Raw genomic sequence first — 17,231 nt, 5'->3', positions numbered from 1 at the left:
GTGGGATTTGATGTCGGCGTAGTACGGATCAATCTTGTCGTGCGGCACGCAGATCAGTTTTTCGTCCTGACCGGCTTCGTCTTCCATGATCAGAACACCGATCGGACGCGCGCGGATGACGGAACCGGCAACGACCGGCTCGCGGAACATGACCATGGCATCAACCGGGTCACCATCTTCGCCCAGCGTGTTGGGGATGAAGCCATAATTAACCGGATAGTACATCGAGGTGTGCAGGAAACGGTCAACAAAGACAGCACCCGAGTCCTTGTCTACTTCGTATTTGACCGGTCCGCCCTGCGGAATTTCGATGACGACGTTTACGTCCCACGGAACATCCTTGCCAACGGCAATCTTGCTGAGATCCATCTGGGAAAATCCCTTTCGCTTTTTGAACGCATGCCCCGATCACCAGGGCGGCTGATATGAGCTTCGAAGATGCTGTAGATGCACCCGAAGGAAAATGACGCCGACCTTTTATCGCGAAACGCCCTCGCTTCCAAGGGGGTCGGAAATGATACTTTTGATCAGAAAGCCTAGGCGGTCTCTGCCAAGGGCATCAAAGCGCTTTTGATTGGAAGGAAGCGATCTGTGTCGGCCTCAAGACTGTTGAAATAGCCCGGGTTCTTGGACGCGTTTGCATGGCGGCTTGGCATTGAACGCCCGTGGAACAGGTGCAGGACCGGTGAGTTGTACTCGACATTCTTGCGCTTCAGGCCGGACCGGATCATGCGCAAGACAAAGTCCGAGTCTTCCAGCCCGTGCCCTTCATAGGCTTCATCAAATCCGCCGACTTTCATGATGTCCTTGCGGAAACCGGCAATGTTGCAGCCTTGCGCTTTCTTCCAGCAATCAGCGTGTTCCCACAGGCTTTTCTGGCTTTGCGGGATCGGGATGAACTGGAAAGGCCGATTGCAGTTGCCGGTAAGGCCCAGCATGAAAAGGATCGCACGTGGCCATTTGTGGAACCGAAGGCGGTTTTTCATCGCCAGTTTGGTAAAACGTTCCTTGAGGAACACGCGCTTGCCGGAGACAAAGCAGTTTTTCTCGGCCGCCTTGCGATGGCTTGAAACGAAATCCGACATCAGGCAGCAGTCGCCATCGGTAAAGACGATAATGTCGCCTTCAGACATTGCGATCGCGCCATTGCGGACACGTGATAGCCGGTATCCTTGGTCTTCCTGCCAGAAATGCTTGATCGGCACGGGGGACTTTTGCTGCATCCTGGCAATGGTCTCGGCGGTTTCCGGCCCGGAACCATCATCTGCAACGATCACTTCGAAGTTGTCGTCCTTCTGATCAATGAGTGACTGCAAAACCATTTCGAGTGCTTCGGGCCAATTATAGGTCGAAACGATGACTGAGACCTTATGCACGCAAATTTCCCCTTATTGCATCTTGCACCCGGTTCCATGCCCCGGATGCGAATGGATGCTGCGAACAGTATTTCCGACTGGCTTTCTGATCAATATCGAATTGGCAGGAAGCCTTGCACGGGCCTGTGCAGAATCCCTTAACCCATCAGGATTTCAGCAGGTTTGTTTGATAGTAGTTCCAGGCGTGTTCAATGATCTGGCGGGGTGAAGGATATTTTGGCTGCCAACCAAGCATCTCCTTGGCCTTTGCCGGGTTGGCGACCAGTTTAGCCGGATCGCCCGGGCGGCGAGAATCTTCGACAACCGTGAAATCCTGACCGGTAACTTCTTTGCAAAGCTCGATGATTTCTTTTACCGAGCACCCTTCGCCGGTTCCGATATTGGCAATGTCAGATGCCGCATGGTCAGAAGATATAATGTGACCCAGTGCCTTCACATGGGCATCTGCAAGATCATCGACATGGATATAGTCACGGATGCAGGTACCATCCGGGGTGTCGTAATCCGTGCCAAATATTTTGATGTGATCGCGTTGCCCGGCAGCAGTTTGCAGAACCAGCGGAATGAGATGGGTTTCCGGGTCATGTCTTTCACCCGTTCGCCCCATCGAATCAGCACCAGCTGCATTGAAATAGCGAAGCGCAATCGCGTGAAAGCCGTAAATCGATGCGTAATCACCCAGCATGGTTTCAACCATGGCTTTTGAGCGCCCATAGGGGTTTTCAGCGCTTACTTCCAGCGACTCTGATAGCAAACCGGCATCCCGGTTCCCGTAAACGGCCGCCGTTGATGAGAACACGATGTGTTTGCAGGCATTGCGGCGCATTGCTTCGAGCAGGTTCAAGGCGCCAGCGGTATTGACCTCGTAAAACCGTGCAGGTTCGACCATCGAGGCACCGGCTTCGATCAAGGCGGCCATATGGATGACTGCAGCAGGCCTGAAGTCCTCAAATACCTTGTTTAAAGCCGCGGCGTCACGGATATCACCTTCGACAAACGGAATATCATTTGAAATGGCATCCCGGTGGCCGTTTGACAGGTTGTCAAACACGATCGGCTGATAACCGTTTTCCTGAAGTTTGATGCAAATGTGCGAACCGATATATCCCGCACCGCCAGTGATCAGAATGTTCTGCATGAAATGGAATTACTTTTCTTATTCGAGCTGACGCAAAAGATATGCTCACATCACCTTTTTACGCGCAAGCGATGCGGTTTTCGGGTTGATCAGTTCGCGGATCCAGTTGGCGGCTTCGATGACGATCGGGTCTTTTTCACGCGCCGGGCGGATCAGTAGGCGATACCACCAGTGCGAAATGAAATCCGGGAAGTTGAGTGCGACCAGCTCGCCGCGTTCGACATAGTTGCGCGCAACCACATCCGTGCTCGCCACAATGCCCTGACCGGCGCGGGCCGCCTCGAGCGCCCAGATATGGTGGCTGAAGGTCCAGCAATCAGCCAGTGAGAAGCTGGCATCGCTGAACCATTGCTCGATCTGGGAGAACTGTTCGCTGTCGCTATCGATCAACAGGATATCGCGCGGGCCAAGGTTGCCGACATCGACATTGCTGGCATCATAGCCGCGCTTGGCGAGCCATTCCGGGGCGGCGAACGCGGTATAGACCTCGGGCGTCAGAAGCTCGGTAATCCAGTCTTCGGGACCGGGCAGGTCCTTTGGTGCGATCTGAAGGGCGAGGTCGATCTCGAGCGGATCGAGCCCGTCATCAAATTCGATCTTGCGAAACTGAACGGGAATATCAGCGGGCAGGCGGTCGCGCAGGTTATCAAGCTCATAGAGCAAAACCGTCAGCGCCGGAGTGGCCAATGCGCCGATGCGGATCGCCTTGCCCTTGTCCGGGCCGACTTCGCCGGTGATATCGGCAATACCATCAAGCGCCTCGGTCAGACGGGGCAACAAAAGCTCTGCCGATTTGGTCAGCGTCAATCCCCGGCCCTTGCGGGTAAACAGCACCACGCCAAGGTTTTCCTCAAGCTGGCGGAGCTGATGGCTGATCGCGCTTTGCGTGACATGCAATTCTTCGGCGGCACCCTTCACGCTTTGATGGCGTGCGGTGGCTTCAAAAGCGACGAGGGCGCGCAACGGGGGGAGCTTTCTGCGCATCGGGGTTTCCATCCGGACGGTACTAGGGTCAGAACTCATTCACATAATCGTCCCGGTCTCCCGGATTTGTGCGGATATGCGGAGCGAAACCACAGGAAGATTTATATCTTTCAAGGTTTTGCGACAAAGTAGCCCGTGCAAATCCGGGTGATCCGAAGGACAACTGATATGAGAGAAAGCCTCTGCGTCAAATCCCTTGACCGGGGATCACCCCGCTCGGCGGGCTTTTCCTAGCTTTTTCTCTCATATCAGTTGCCGGGTCAGTTATCTGAATGAATTCTGACCCTAGTGGCTTTTATTCTGTCTATCAGGCCTTACCCGAAATTGGGCCAAAAAAATCTCAACAATGGCTGAAAAAGCTTCATTCGTATTTTTCCAAACAAGCAGGCAATATCATCGCCATACAGGGTTTCCGGCCATGTTTCTTTGATGTCCCCTTGCGCCACCTCGTAAGCCCGTCACTCCCTGACGGCCGGAAACCCCTGCACCCCTTAAGAATCAGGAATGACCATGACCGCAACGCGACTGAGCGGAAATTTCCGCGGCGTCCTGTGGATGACGGCTGCCATGGCTTCGGGCGTTTTTGTTGATGTCTGTGCCAAGCTTGTTTCCCACGATGTTCCGACATCGCAGATTTTGGCGATGCGCGCGCTGACCACGGTCGCGGTGTTCCTGATCATCGTCATGTTTATCGGCACGCGCCAGATCCGCACGCGCCGGCCCATGGCTCATATTGCGCGCGGCGTCTTATGGTACGGGTCGCTGTTCTTTGTGTTCTTTGCCCTGCGCCAGATGAGCATCGCCGAGGTCAATGCCTATCTGTTTATCGAAGCCTTGCTGACCGTGATGTTGGCGGTGGTGATTTTGGGCGAGAAGCTGACCCCGCGCAAAATCATCGCAACCCTTCTGGGTCTTGTAGGTGTGTGGGTGATGTGTTTCCCGCGCATGGATGGCTTTGGCGTGCCGCTTGGTGTGGCCGCCGCCCTGATCGGGGCGTTTTGCTTTTCCGCCCAGACCCTGTTTGCCAAGGTGCTGACCCGGACTGAGACCAATTTTTCCATGCTGTTCTGGCCACAGATCATTGCGATTGTGATCTGGGTGCCGATTGCCCTGATTACCTGGCATCCGGCGTCCCTTGCCGATTGGCTTTATTCATCCGGGGCCGGTTTCTTTGCCATGTTGACCAATTACATGGTGCTGCGCGCGGTCCGGGTGGCGGATGCCAGTGTGGTGTCGCCCGCGGCCTATACCGCGTTACCGTTTTCGGTGGCGATGGATCTGATCTTCTTTGACATGCTGCCCGTCCCGGTCATCTTTATTGGTGCCGGCATCGTGGTGCTTGCCGTGATGCTGCTTGATTACAAGGGCGGGGCCAAAGCGGTTGAGGATGCTGTGGAAGAAGAGTTCGCCGAATTTGCCGAGAGCAGCGAGATCGGGGATGACGAAGCACCCCCGAAACCGGCCAAGGCCTGAGTCCCATTACTGAACTTAGCGATCAGCGATCATGTTGCTCCCGCGAATCATCCGGGGCCTGATCACGGTCATGCAGGCCGTAATCGCGGATCACGCCAGCGACCCGCAAACGGTAATCCTCAAATATCTTGTGGCGTCCCTTGGTCTGAGCCGCACGGTGCTCCCCCAGATTGCGCCAGGCGGCAATGGCGTCTTCGTCGCGCCAGAAAGACAGCGATAAAACCTTGCCCGGCGTGGTCAGGCTCTGAAACCGTTCGATGGAAATAAAGCCATCCATGGTTTCCAGAACGGGTTTGAGATCGCCGGCAATCTCCAGGTAATCGTCATAACGTCCTTCGCGTGGTGTGACCTCGAAAATGACGGCAATCATGATTTGATGAGCTCCGCATGTGGCGTTGAAGCGAGTTTCAGAAACTGGCGTTCTTCGCGCAGTATAAACTTCTCGCGCTGGGAAAATTCATAGTTTTCCCGCCCCAGCGGATCGTCCTTCAGCCGGGCGCGATAGGCTTCATATGATGCCAGATCGGGCAAATGATAGATGCCATAGGCGGTCGAGACCGATCCCTCATGCGGGGCGAAATAGCCAACAAGGTCGGCACCACAGCGCGGAATGGCCTGCCCCCAGTTGCGGGCATATTCAATAAAGGCGTCTTTTTTGTAGGGGTCGATTTCATAGCGGATGAAGCAGGTGATCATGACAGCGTCCTTTCAGGAGAGGTGTCTTGTTGGGTGACAGCTGCATTATCCTGATTGCTGCGCATCAATGCTTCGATTAGCATCGAACTATGAAAGAAGGACCCGATATTGCACGTGTGGCCGCATTGCTTGGCGATCCGGCGCGCGCAAATATGCTGACCGCGCTGATGAGTGGTCGGGCGCTTACCGCGACTGAACTCGCACAGGAAGCCGGTGTGACGCCGCAAACCGCAAGCTCACACCTGGCAAAGCTTGAAGCTGGTCAGATCGTCAAACCGCGCAAAGAGGGACGGCATCGTTATTTCACGTTAAGCGGACCTGATATCGTCGAGGCCCTGGAAGTCCTGATGGGGATTGCCAACCGGGTCGGGCATAACCGGGTGCGCACCGGCCCCAAGGACCCTGAACTGCGCAAGGCACGCGTTTGTTATGACCATCTGGCCGGTGACATGGGGGTGGCGCTGTTTGATGGCCTTGCCAAACGCAAGCTGATTGAAAGCGACCTTAATGGCGTTGCCCTGACCCCGGCCGGGATCGATTTTGCCAACATGTTTGGCATTGATCTGGATGGCTTGCGGGCCAAGCGCCGACCGCTTTGTCGCGAATGTCTGGATTGGAGTGCCCGGCAATCACATCTGGCGGGGTCCTTCGGGGCGGCCTTGCTGGACCGGTTTTATGATCTTGGCTGGGCGCGGCGGCTGCCAGAGTCGCGGATTGTGCGCTTTAGCGATGCTGGCGAGAAATCATTCCGCGATCTGATCAATCCGTAAGCCCGTTATCAATCGCCAAGCAATGCGCTGACAAAGGCCGGCACCAGTTCGGTGGCAGGACCATAGCGGCTGTGATCAAACTGGGTGGCACCGGAGCTGGGTTCGAGATTGAGCTCGACCGTTTCGGCCCCGGCTTCTTCATGGGCGACCTGAACAAACCCGGCAGCCGGATAGACATTGCCTGATGTGCCGATGGAAATGAAAAGCCCGCATTCGCCAAGCGCTGCGTAAATGCGTTCCATCTCAAGGGGCATTTCGCCAAACCACACCACATGTGGGCGCAGGCCGCCGGCCTTGCCGCAACTCGGGCACGGGGTTTCCTTGGCAAGGTCGCCCGGCCATTCGGTCAGCAGATCACAGTGATTGCAGCGGATTTTCAAAAGCTCGCCATGCATGTGGATCAGGTTTTTTGATCCCGCCCGACCATGCAGATCATCGATGTTCTGGGTGACCAGAAGCACGTCACCGGGCCATTCGGCCTCAAGCCGTGCCAAGGCCAGATGGGCGGCATTGGGTTGCACATCCGGGTCATGCAGGCCCGCCCGGCGGTCGTTATAGAAATGATGCACCAGATCGGGATTGGCAACAAAAGCCTCGGGCGTTGCGACCTCGGAAATATCGTATTTCGCCCAAATGCCGTCCGGATCGCGGAAAGTATGCAGACCGCTTTCCTTTGAGATCCCCGCACCCGTAAGGATGACAATCGGGGATTTTTCATCACGCAGGATGTCGATCAGGTTGGGGCTAAGCGGCATGGGAGGCGATCCTGTGCTTGTGGTCTGTGTCGGCAGCCTAATGCAAATAAAACAGCCTCGCCAAGTATGTCTGGCGAGGCTGTTTTTAAACCCGATCCGCTAAAACCGGTTTATCTTCTGTGATGGCCTCAGGCAGAGGTATCAACATTGCCGCCCGGGGTGTCGTCCTGGCTTGGTTTTTCACCGGCCGGGTTTTTGGTGACACCGACCATGGCCGGGCGCAGCAGGCGGCCCTTAAGCACGTAACCGGCCTGCATGACCTGTGCGACGTGACCATCCGGATATTCCGGATGCGGCAGTTCAAACACGGCCTGATGTTTGTTCGGGTCAAGCTTTTCGCCAAGTGGCTCAAGCTTTTCGATGCCGTTCTTTTCAAGCGCCTTCTGGAGGGCCTGTTCGGTCATCTCGACACCGTCAAACAGGGTTTTCATCGCCGGGTCGGCACCGGACGTGTCACCGGCGGCATCAAGGGCGCGACGCAGGTTGTCGCTGACATCCAGAAGGTCGCGGGCAAATTTGGTGATGGCATAGTTGCCGGCATCCTCGACGTCTTTCTTGGCGCGGCGGCGGGTGTTTTCCACCTCGGCGGCCTGACGCAGCAGACGGTCTTTCAGTTCCGCGACTTCGGCTTCAAGGGCCTCGACCGGGTCCTGGGGTGCGGCATCTTCAACGGCTTCTTCAGTCGCCTCTGCTGCGACCTCTTCCGATGCGGTGTCCTCTGCATTGACGTCCTGCAGATCTTCCGGAGTGTTCTTTGCGGTTTCCGACATGGCTAACCTTGCTACTTTCACGTTATGCGGCCTGACACGCAGCGCCGCGATTTATCCAATCAGTCGACCGACCAGCTTGGCGGTGTAATCGACCAGCGGAATGATCCGGGCATAATTGATCCGGGTCGGTCCGACAACCCCGATTGCACCCACAATGCTGCCTTCAGCATTCTGATAGGGCGAAATCACCATCGAAAGACCCGATCCGCCGAACAGTTTGTTCTCCGACCCGATGAAAATCTGAACGCCCTGGGCATCCGTCGTCACATCGAGCAATTCAATCATCTGATCGCGGGCTTCAAGCACGTTGAACAAACGGCGGACGGTCTCAAGCTGTTCAATCGTATCGATATTTTCGAGCAGCTGGGATTGCCCCTTCACAATCAGGGACGATCCCTTGACCCCGCCGGCCCATGTTGCCAGGCCCGCATCGATCAGGTTGGCGGAAAGCTCATCAAGCTCCTGCTTGAGGCGATCACGCTCCTGGGTCATCAGAAGGCGCGCATCATCAAGCGTCTTTCCAGCCAACCGGGTATTTAGATAATTTGCCGCCTCTGTCAATGCCGAGGCGGGCAAATCCGCCGGAACATCAAGGATTCGGTTTTCCACATTGCCGTTTTGGGAAACCAGTACCGCCAGAACCTTGCCCGGCGACAGGGCGACGAATTCGATCTGTTTGAGGCGAATGCCATCGGTCTTTGGTGCGACCACAAGCCCGGCACAACGCGACAGGCCCGATAACATCGTGGTGGCTTCGCCCAGCATCTGATCAAGCGAATAGCCCGCCTGTTCGCAGTTCTTGGTCAGCTGGTCGCGTTCGGCATTGGGAAGGTCGCCGACCTCCATCAGGGCATTCACAAAAAGCCGCAGGCCCTTTTCACTGGGCAGGCGCCCGGCCGAAATGTGCGGTGCGACCAGAAGACCCATTTCTTCCAGATCGGACATCACATTGCGGATGGTCGCAGCCGAGAGGTTTTCGGACATGCGCCGCGCGATCGAGCGCGAGCCGATCGGCTCCCCGGTTTCGACATATGCATCGACAATCTGGCGGAACACTTCACGTGACCGCGCATTCATGTCGCCCAGCAATGTATCGTCAAAATGCGCCATCGGGTATCGGGTCTGGCCCTGTTGTCGTGAAACTGTTGAGAATTTAGTCAGGCAAACGCATTGCGTCAATTGCAGGGCCGATTGCAACGCGGCGCTTGTGAAATTGCTTCAAGTTGTTGGTTTGACTGCATTGCATCCCGATTAAGCGAAACCCGATGAAAACATGCGGGGAAACTGCTGGACGTTTGGTGGGTCACATCTTACTTTGGGCCAAATTTTACCGGACAATTTTGCGCTGTTCCGATCTGTGAACACGCCAAGACAACCAAGAGGTTCCTTCTCATGCGCCCTTCCGGCCGTACCCCCGATCAGCTTCGTGATGTGACGATTGAAACCGGCATTTCCAAATATGCCGAAGGCTCCTGCCTGATCAAATTCGGCGACACGCATGTGATCTGTACCGCGACGGTCGAAGACAAGGTCCCGGGCTGGATGCGCAATTCCGGCAAAGGCTGGATCACCGCCGAATATGGCATGCTGCCGCGCGCAACGGACTCGCGTATGAACCGTGAAGCCGCCCGCGGCGGTCAGTCGGGCCGTACCCAGGAAATCCAGCGCCTGATCGGCCGTTCGATCCGTGCGGTTGCCGACATGAAGGCGATGGGCGAAATGCAGATGCGCCTTGATTGTGATGTCATTCAGGCCGATGGCGGCACGCGTACCGCATCAATCACGGGTGCCTATGTTGCGGCCCATCTGGCGTTTCAGGGCGTGCGTCGTCTTGGCCTGATCAAGGAAATCCCGCTGACCCAGCCGGTCGCGGCCATTTCCTGCGGGATCTATAACGGCGAAGCGGTGCTTGATCTTGATTACGCCGAAGACAGCAATGCCGGGGCCGATGCGAACTTCGTGCTGGCGGGTAATGGCGGCATTGTTGAAGTTCAGGCAACCGCCGAAGACGTTCCGTTTGATCGCGCGTCTTATGATCAGATGTTCGCGCTGGCCGAAAAAGGCTGCAAAGAGCTGTTTGAAAAACAAAAACAGGCTCTGGGTCTTTAAGACCCGGTCTTTGGCGGCAGGCATCTTACCTGCTGCTTTTCGCATCTGTTGGACATCGCATTTCAGGCAAGACCATGGCCCGTCGCTTCACGGAAAAGAAACTCGTCATCGCCAGCCACAACAAAGGCAAGATCAAGGAAATCGCCGAACTGCTCGCCCCGTTCGGGATCGAGGTGTTCTCGGCCGGTGAACTGGACCTTCCCGAACCCGAAGAAACCGAAAAGACCTTTATTGGCAATGCGCAGCTGAAATCAACGGCGGCCGCCAATGGCGCCAATCTGCCCGCCCTTGCCGATGACAGTGGCCTTGCGGTTTCTGCCCTTGATGGCGCACCGGGGATTTATTCCGCGCGTTGGGCCGGGCCGGACAAGGATTTCGACATGGCGATGGAAAAGGTTCAGAACGGTATCGGTAGTCATCCGGATCGTCGCGCATCCTTTATCTGTGCCCTGTCGCTGGCTTGGCCGGACGGGCATGTCGAGAATTTTGAAGGCAGGGTTGAGGGCGAGATCGTCTGGCCCAAGCGCGGCCCGCACGGATTTGGCTATGACCCGATTTTCCAGCCGAAGGGTTATGCCGAAACCTTCGGCGAAATGGACCCAGCGAAAAAGCATGAAATGAGCCACCGGGCCGATGCCTTTGCCCAGCTGGTCAAGGCCTGCTTCGAAGACTGATTTGGGGTACCACCCCTGCATCTATCCCATGCACGCATCGCTGATGTCATGATCGGCGGTGCGTGTTAATTTATCGGCCAACATTCCCGCGTTTGAAAAGAGTTCCGCGTGTCCGCAGCCTCAAGTGAAACCGTGCCGTTTGGCATCTATATCCACTGGCCGTTCTGTCTGTCGAAATGCCCCTATTGCGATTTCAACAGTCATGTGGCGAACAGTGTCGATCATGCGCGTTGGCGCAAGGCGCTTAGGGCCGAGCTTACCCATGGCGCGGCCCGCCATCCGGGGCGGACGGTGGGCTCGGTGTTCTTTGGCGGCGGGACGCCATCGCTGATGGATCCGGAAACGGCGGGTGCGTTGATTGACGACATCAAATCCTTCTGGCCGGTGACGGATGACCTTGAAATCACGCTCGAAGCCAACCCGGGCACGGTCGAGATTGACCGCTTTTCAGCCTTTGCGGCCAACGGCATCAACCGGGTGTCGATCGGTATTCAGGCGCTCAATGACCGTGACCTGAAGTTTCTCGGGCGTGTGCATAGCGCGTCCGAAGCCATGCGGGCCTTGGATGTTGCGACCTCGGTCTTTGATCGCTTTTCTTTTGATCTGATTTATGCCCGGCCGGATCACGATCCCAAGGCCTGGCGGGCGGAACTGCGCGAAGGGCTTGGCATCGCCAATGGCCATATTTCGCTTTATCAGCTGACCATTGAGCCGGGCACACAGTTCTATACCCTTCATCAGCGCGGTGATCTTGTGGTCCCCGATGAAGACCTTGCGACCGAGCTATACGAGATCACCCAGGAAGAAACCGAGCGGGCCGGTTATCGCTGCTATGAGGTTTCCAACCACGCCAAGCCGGGGCAGGAAAGCCGCCATAACCTGGTTTACTGGCGCTATGGCGATTATCTCGGCATTGGCCCCGGCGCACATGGCCGCGAAGCGGTGGTGGGTGAGGGTGGCGTTACCACGCCGATGGCAGTCCGCCGTCACCGTGCGCCTGATATCTGGCTGGACCGTGTGGAAAAGCACGGGCACGGCACGCAGGAAGAAACAGCCCTTGAGGCGGATGAGCGCCTGCTTGAAATGGTGATGATGGGCCTTCGGCTTAATGAAACCATCCCGACCGCGCGCTTTAACCGCATCATCGGCAAGGAGCCGCGTGATGTTCTTGAGCAGGATCGGCTCGAAACCCTGATCGAGTCTGGTGATCTGATCTGTGATTCGGCGGGCCTTCGCGCAACCGATCAGGGCAGGAACCGTTTGAACGGTGTTCTGGCCTATTTATTCGACCACGCGGTGTAAGCCCCAAACCCGCAAAATGCCAAGAAAAACCGCGCTATTGGCGGGGACCTGCAATCGGGCGCAGGAAGTTTTACCAAACCATCAAAAAGTTGGTTGACACTTAAGCCTGACCGCGTATATTCCGCCCCGTTCCGGCGGGAAACCCCGGACAATACCTAAGCCCCTATGCCCAGGTGGCGGAATTGGTAGACGCGCTGGCTTCAGGTGCCAGTGGCCTTAAGGTCGTGGAAGTTCGAGTCTTCTCCTGGGCACCATACCCCAGCACATTTCTGATGTGCTGGGGTATTGTCGTTTTGGGCTGAATTTTGCTTTTCATCTTTTCGAGACCGGTCTGACTGGTTACAAGCAAAAATCGCCATAAAAAAAGAGCCGCAAGAATTATGCAACCCGAAGTCAGTTTTGTTCTGCCGGTCTATAACAAAGGAAACGCACTTCCTTATTTCTTTGCGTCATTGCTGGCACAGACAGGCGACATTCCGTTCGAGGTTGTGTTTGTTGATGACGTATCGACAGACAATTCTTTGGAAATACTCGATGAATTGTCTGCGAAACACGACTTTGTTCGCGTGATCAGCAATACGGTTAATGCTGGCCCATCCATTCGGCTTAATCAGGGTGCTGAAGCCGCAACCGGAAAGTATCTGGCACTTTTTGATTGCGATGAAATTCTTGCACCAAATGCACTTGAGATGCTGCTTTCACTAGCAAAACAGCATGATGCTGACATGGTGCATGGCCATTGCCTGAAGACATCAGAACCGATCGAAAATGTTGTCGCCCACCCGATCGATCAAGATTTGAAGGTCAGCAGCCACGAGAATCCCTTGGAGCGGATACTTGGTCGCGGAATGGTGCGCATGACGTGGCTTATCCGACGGGATGTGTTCATCGCCGCAGGCGGATGCGATGAGAAGGTGTTTGTTCAGGATGAGTCGCTGCCACTGCGACTTTCAATACATGCAAAGCGTCTTCTTGATACGGACATGATCCTTACAATGGTACCCGATATGGGTAGCCATCTTTCTTCAAATAAACTACAGCAAAATCATGACCGGTTTTTAGTCTATTTGCACTTTCTCAAAGCACATCCCGAATTGCCACGTGAGATGCGCATGAAACTGTACCAAAAATGTGTCTCAGCGCTGAAAAAGGCGCGACGGGACGGAGCACCGTTTCCGCCAATCCCTTTGTTCTTGCGTTATGTGATGGGAAAGCTAGGACTTATTGATCCCGATCCGGTAATGCTGGAATCATATCGGAGTATTTTCCAACAGTTGTCGAACATCCGCCGTATTGAAAAAGTGAATAGCTAACAATGACCTCGCTCGACCGTAAACTGCACCTTGCCGCCAGTTTTTCACTGCTTTGCATTCCGGCATTTTTGTTATTTTCCCGTGCGATAGCTGATATTTCGGTTGTCCTAGTCGGGCTGCTTTTTCTGGTGCGGTCTTGGAATTCTAGGGATTGGTCTTGGGCTCGCGAAAAAGACATTTTGGTTCTTTTGATCATTTTTGTCTTGATGAACGTGCTTGTCTCTCCTTTTGCGGAGTATGTTGGTAAAAGTTATGGACGTTCGTTCAGTTGGCTTCGGTTTGTTATCTTTTACGCGGCAGTCACCCGATGGGTTTTGGTTGATGAACTGATTATTCGCCGATTCTTGGCTGTTTTGCTGTTCACGGTAGCAGTGGCAGCAATTGACGCGATTTATCAATTCTGTATGGGCTATTCTGTATTGTCCGGGCATGAGATGCATGACCGTTTGACGGGTCCACTTGATCGACCAAATATTGGAATGTACCTATCCAAGCTTGGTATTGCTGCCATGGCTATGGCCTTTGTACTGAAAGCTAAGAAGTTTACCAACATATCATTTATTATTGGCTGCGGTTTGTCACCTATCTTACTGACAGTGATATTCTTAAGCGGCGAACGAGCGGCAAGTGTACTTACATTGCTTGCTCTCGTGATTATTCTTGTCAGTCTTTGCCTGTCAGGGGCATTTGCGCGAAGAGTATCTATTGGTTTGGCGGTGTGTATTTCAGGGGCGTTGGCATTTCTACTTTCATCAAGTGATTATATTTGGGAAAGGGCTGAGGCTTTGGTTGCCGATATTTCGGGGTACACTGAAACAATTTATGGTCAGCTCGCAATGTTGGGGCTGCGTTTCTTTGGAGAGCGCCCGCTAACAGGAACCGGAATGGGGAACTTTTCCTTGGTATGTAAGGACTATGTGCAGCAAGGCGTTGATAGCGCCCTTTGTCACCCTCATCCTCACAACTTCTATGTCGAATGGCTGTCCGATACTGGTCTGATTGGGACCATTCCATTTACCATTTTCATGGTGATTTTGTATTGGATGGGCGTGAAAGCTCTTTTCGGTCCGCGAGAGAGCCGCTTGCTTGGCGGGCTTTATTTGGGCGTCCTCGTGATGTCTCTCTTTCCGTTCTCTGTCACCCAAAGCCTGTTTTCCAATTGGCCGGCGATGTTGGCGTGGTTATCGATCTCGGTTGCTGTTGCTGCGTTAAGGTTTGCGAACCATAAATCCACTTGACCTCATAGACCCCTTTTCAAGCACAATTGGTACGACTTTTGCGGTGCGATGCGCGGTTTGCTGTGTTAAGAACAGGCAAATTCTGACATTTGGAGAACCGCGATGACCAATTTCCTCCATCTCGGAGATCTGCCTGATGACCTTGACCTGGGAAAGGTTGTGGCCATTGACAGTGAGACCATGGGCCTGAACCCGCACCGCGACCGTTTGTGTGTCGTGCAGCTTTCAAGCGGGGATGGCAATGCCCATCTGGTCAAGTTTGATGGGGAAGATTACAGCGCGCCGAACCTCAAAAAGCTTCTGGCTGATTCGTCGGTTCTGAAGCTGTTTCATTTCGGGCGTTTTGACATCGCGGTGATGGACAAATATCTCGGCGTGCGCTGTGCGCCGGTCTATTGCACCAAGATTGCCTCCAAACTGGTGCGCACCTATACCGACCGTCATGGTCTGAAGGATGTGCTGCGCGAAACCGTCGGGGTCGAGATTTCCAAGCAGCAGCAGAGCTCCGACTGGGGCGCGGCCGAGCTTTCCAAGGAACAGATCGATTACGCCGCATCCGATGTACTGTATCTGCACAAGGCCCGCGAAGAGCTTGATCGCCGTCTTGCACGCGAAGGACGCACCGAGATCGCGCAGGCCTGTTTTGACTTCCTGCCGATGCGCGCGACGCTGGATCTGGCGGGCTGGGAAGAAACCGATATTTTCGCCCATTCCTGAGGTCGGCGTAAATCCGGTTAACCACCTGTGAAGAATAGAGGTGTATGGGGGAAGCAATAGAATTGACCCCCGCGCCAACCGGGTTCATAGTTTTGGCCCAATGATCTTGCAAGATGGGTCAAACAGCCTATCTCCGGGCGGAAAACGCTAACAAGAAACAGATGACAGTGACCCCAGAAGTGTCCGAGAAGTCCCCCAACCTGCCGGCACCGGCAACGGAAGCCGATCTTGCCATTGCGCGCCGTGTTCTTGATATCGAAGCCAATGCGCTGCGTGAACTTGCAGAGTCGCTCAATGGCGAGTTTTGTGATGCCATCAACCTGATCGAGGGCCTGAAAGGTCGTCTGGTTGTCACCGGCATGGGTAAAAGCGGCCATATCGCCAAGAAAATCGCCGCGACCTTTGCGTCTACCGGCACCCCGTCCTTCTTCGTGCATCCGGCCGAGGCAAGCCACGGGGACTTGGGCATGATTGGCAAGGATGATGCGGTTCTGGCCCTGTCCAATTCCGGTGAAACCCCGGAACTGTCCGACATTATTGCCTTTACCCGGCGCTTTAACGTGCCGCTGATCGGCATGACCCGCAAACCGGAAAGCTCGCTTGCGAAGCAGTCCGATTGCCCGCTAGTTCTGCCGGCAAGCCCGGAAGCCTGCCCGAACAAGCAGGCGCCGACGACATCAACCACAGCGATGCTGGCCTTTGCCGATGCACTGGCCGTGACCCTGATGGAGCGGCGCGGCTTTTCATCAGAAGATTTCCGCACCTTCCACCCCGGTGGCAAGCTGGGTCAGCGGTTGCTGCATGTTCATGATGTCATGCATGGCGCCGATACCCTGCCATTGATTGCGCCCGATGCGCTGATGGCCGAGGCACTTGTGACCATGACCAGCCATTCCTTTGGCTGCGTTGGTGTGGTTGATGATGCTGGCGTTCTGGCCGGGATCGTGACCGATGGCGATTTGCGCCGTCACATGGCCGATAATCTGGTCGCGCTCAAGGTCGGTGATGTCATGACGGCCAGGCCGAAAGTCACCAGTGCCGATGCGCTGGCGGTTGAAGCCCTTGCGATCATGAATGATCGTTCGATCACATCCCTGTTTGTCCTTGATGACGCAGGCGTGCCGGTGGGGCTTGTGCATATCCACGATCTTTTGCGTGTCGGAGTAGCCTGACGCATGAGCACAGAGGGCACGCCACAGGTCGAAGACCACGCAGAAAGCCAGAAGGCAGCAGGACGTGAAGAACGTCACGCCCGGGGTTTTTCGCGTGATCGCATGCCCTCGGCGCGTCGCAATGTGCGGATCAATCCGTTCCGCCGTGTCATCGTCAATATGCTGAAATTCGTGCTGCCGCTGATCGCAATGACGATCATGGCGCTGGTGGTTTTGTGGCCACAGATCGAACAGGTGCAGGATAGCGGCTTTCGGCTGGGCTTTTCGACCTCGCCCGAGGATCTGATGGAAAATGTCGCGATGAGCAATCCGCGCTTCTTTGGCGTCGATGGCAATCGCCAGCCCTTTACTGTCACCGCCAGCGAAGCCGTCGAAACCGGCGCAACCGAAACCCGGCCCGATCATGTGTATCTGGCGGGGCCGCAGGCCGACATTACGCTGAATGACGGATCCTGGATTGCGATGACCGCCAATGAAGGGTTCTATACCGAAACCGACGGGATGCTTGATCTGGTCGGAACGGTGAACATGTACCACGATAACGGCTTTGAAATTCATACCGAGGAAGCTGAAATTGCCATGAATTCCGGCAGTGCCAGCGGCGATGTGCCGGTTGACGGGCAGGGGCCGTTTGGCACCATCAACTCCGATTCCGGGTTTGAGCTTGAAGACAAGGGGGCGGTGATCCGCTTTTTGGGGAAATCCCGTCTGGTGATTTTCGACAGTGCAATGAATTCGACGGAG

19 protein-coding genes and 1 tRNA gene are annotated in these 17,231 nt (G+C 55.2%); 11 read left to right on the top strand and 9 right to left on the bottom strand.

Going from position 1 to position 17,231, the window contains the following annotated elements; translation table 11 throughout:
* The 4 genes from CMO10_RS14115 to CMO10_RS14100 all read right to left on the bottom strand — a co-directional run.
* Window positions 1-369: inorganic diphosphatase (locus CMO10_RS14115; protein ID WP_297023371.1), on the bottom strand; the 369-nt coding region annotated here is incomplete at its 3' end.
* A gap of 167 nt (window positions 370-536) precedes the next feature.
* Complete coding sequence (locus tag CMO10_RS14110) at window positions 537-1,376, bottom strand: glycosyltransferase family 2 protein (RefSeq protein ID WP_297023368.1); 840 nt, start codon at window positions 1,374-1,376, stop codon at window positions 537-539.
* Between the two features lie 145 nt (window positions 1,377-1,521).
* Window positions 1,522-2,514, bottom strand: a complete 993-nt coding sequence (gene galE, locus CMO10_RS14105) for a UDP-glucose 4-epimerase GalE (protein ID WP_297023365.1) — start codon at window positions 2,512-2,514, stop codon at window positions 1,522-1,524.
* 45 nt (window positions 2,515-2,559) lie between these two features.
* Complete coding sequence (locus CMO10_RS14100; protein WP_297023362.1) at window positions 2,560-3,498, bottom strand: LysR family transcriptional regulator; 939 nt, start codon at window positions 3,496-3,498, stop codon at window positions 2,560-2,562.
* A 504-nt stretch (window positions 3,499-4,002) separates the two neighbouring features.
* Here CMO10_RS14100 and CMO10_RS14095 point away from each other — a divergent pair.
* The gene (locus CMO10_RS14095) at window positions 4,003-4,971 is read left to right on the top strand and encodes a DMT family transporter (RefSeq protein WP_297023360.1); all 969 of its coding nucleotides are present in this window, start codon (window positions 4,003-4,005) and stop codon (window positions 4,969-4,971) included.
* Window positions 4,972-4,993: 22 nt separating this feature from the next.
* Here CMO10_RS14095 and CMO10_RS14090 read toward each other — a convergent pair whose 3' ends face one another.
* A complete protein-coding gene (locus CMO10_RS14090) occupies window positions 4,994-5,341 on the bottom strand; it encodes an antibiotic biosynthesis monooxygenase family protein (RefSeq protein ID WP_297023357.1) in 348 nt (115 codons plus the stop codon).
* On the bottom strand, window positions 5,338-5,667 hold the full coding sequence (locus CMO10_RS14085; RefSeq protein ID WP_297023354.1) for an NIPSNAP family protein: 330 nt from the start codon (window positions 5,665-5,667) through the stop codon (window positions 5,338-5,340). The genes CMO10_RS14090 and CMO10_RS14085 overlap by 4 nt, the downstream gene beginning before the upstream one ends.
* A gap of 89 nt (window positions 5,668-5,756) precedes the next feature.
* Between CMO10_RS14085 and CMO10_RS14080 the strand changes: the two genes are divergently transcribed.
* Window positions 5,757-6,437, top strand: a complete 681-nt coding sequence (locus CMO10_RS14080; protein ID WP_297023352.1) for an ArsR/SmtB family transcription factor — start codon at window positions 5,757-5,759, stop codon at window positions 6,435-6,437.
* Between the two features lie 8 nt (window positions 6,438-6,445).
* On the opposite strand, the gene cobB is transcribed toward CMO10_RS14080, so the two are convergent.
* From cobB to hrcA, 3 genes are all read right to left on the bottom strand, one after another.
* Complete coding sequence (gene cobB / locus CMO10_RS14075; RefSeq protein ID WP_297023348.1) at window positions 6,446-7,192, bottom strand: Sir2 family NAD+-dependent deacetylase; 747 nt, start codon at window positions 7,190-7,192, stop codon at window positions 6,446-6,448.
* Between the two features lie 128 nt (window positions 7,193-7,320).
* The gene (gene grpE / locus CMO10_RS14070; RefSeq protein ID WP_297023346.1) at window positions 7,321-7,962 is read right to left on the bottom strand and encodes a nucleotide exchange factor GrpE; all 642 of its coding nucleotides are present in this window, start codon (window positions 7,960-7,962) and stop codon (window positions 7,321-7,323) included.
* Window positions 7,963-8,013: 51 nt separating this feature from the next.
* Window positions 8,014-9,072 (bottom strand): heat-inducible transcriptional repressor HrcA, encoded by a 1,059-nt coding sequence (gene hrcA / locus CMO10_RS14065; protein WP_297023343.1) that lies wholly within the window; start codon window positions 9,070-9,072, stop codon window positions 8,014-8,016.
* A 282-nt stretch (window positions 9,073-9,354) separates the two neighbouring features.
* Here hrcA and rph point away from each other — a divergent pair, with 282 nt between their 5' ends.
* The 9 genes from rph to lptC all read left to right on the top strand — a co-directional run.
* Window positions 9,355-10,071, top strand: a complete 717-nt coding sequence (gene rph / locus CMO10_RS14060; RefSeq protein ID WP_044829857.1) for a ribonuclease PH — start codon at window positions 9,355-9,357, stop codon at window positions 10,069-10,071.
* 74 nt (window positions 10,072-10,145) lie between these two features.
* Entirely contained in the window at window positions 10,146-10,745 is a 600-nt protein-coding gene (rdgB, locus tag CMO10_RS14055) for an RdgB/HAM1 family non-canonical purine NTP pyrophosphatase (RefSeq protein WP_297023339.1), read from the top strand.
* Window positions 10,746-10,853: 108 nt separating this feature from the next.
* The gene (gene hemW, locus CMO10_RS14050; protein WP_297023335.1) at window positions 10,854-12,047 is read left to right on the top strand and encodes a radical SAM family heme chaperone HemW; all 1,194 of its coding nucleotides are present in this window, start codon (window positions 10,854-10,856) and stop codon (window positions 12,045-12,047) included.
* Between the two features lie 167 nt (window positions 12,048-12,214).
* A tRNA-Leu gene (locus tag CMO10_RS14045) sits at window positions 12,215-12,301 on the top strand.
* Between the two features lie 126 nt (window positions 12,302-12,427).
* The gene (locus CMO10_RS14040; protein WP_297023333.1) at window positions 12,428-13,360 is read left to right on the top strand and encodes a glycosyltransferase family 2 protein; all 933 of its coding nucleotides are present in this window, start codon (window positions 12,428-12,430) and stop codon (window positions 13,358-13,360) included.
* Between the two features lie 2 nt (window positions 13,361-13,362).
* The gene (locus CMO10_RS14035) at window positions 13,363-14,598 is read left to right on the top strand and encodes an O-antigen ligase family protein (protein WP_297023330.1); all 1,236 of its coding nucleotides are present in this window, start codon (window positions 13,363-13,365) and stop codon (window positions 14,596-14,598) included.
* A 102-nt stretch (window positions 14,599-14,700) separates the two neighbouring features.
* On the top strand, window positions 14,701-15,315 hold the full coding sequence (locus tag CMO10_RS14030; RefSeq protein WP_297023328.1) for a ribonuclease D: 615 nt from the start codon (window positions 14,701-14,703) through the stop codon (window positions 15,313-15,315).
* 161 nt (window positions 15,316-15,476) lie between these two features.
* Entirely contained in the window at window positions 15,477-16,487 is a 1,011-nt protein-coding gene (locus tag CMO10_RS14025; protein WP_297023326.1) for a KpsF/GutQ family sugar-phosphate isomerase, read from the top strand.
* A gap of 3 nt (window positions 16,488-16,490) precedes the next feature.
* Window positions 16,491-17,231, top strand: a 741-nt coding sequence (lptC, locus tag CMO10_RS14020; RefSeq protein ID WP_297023323.1) for an LPS export ABC transporter periplasmic protein LptC, incomplete at its 3' end; no start/stop codon positions are given.

The sequence above is a fragment of the Thalassospira sp. genome, assembly GCF_002709775.1.
GTDB lineage: Bacteria > Pseudomonadota > Alphaproteobacteria > Rhodospirillales > Thalassospiraceae > Thalassospira.
The sequence above is the reverse complement of the archived record's forward strand: the minus strand, read 5'-3'. Positions and strand labels throughout refer to the sequence as shown.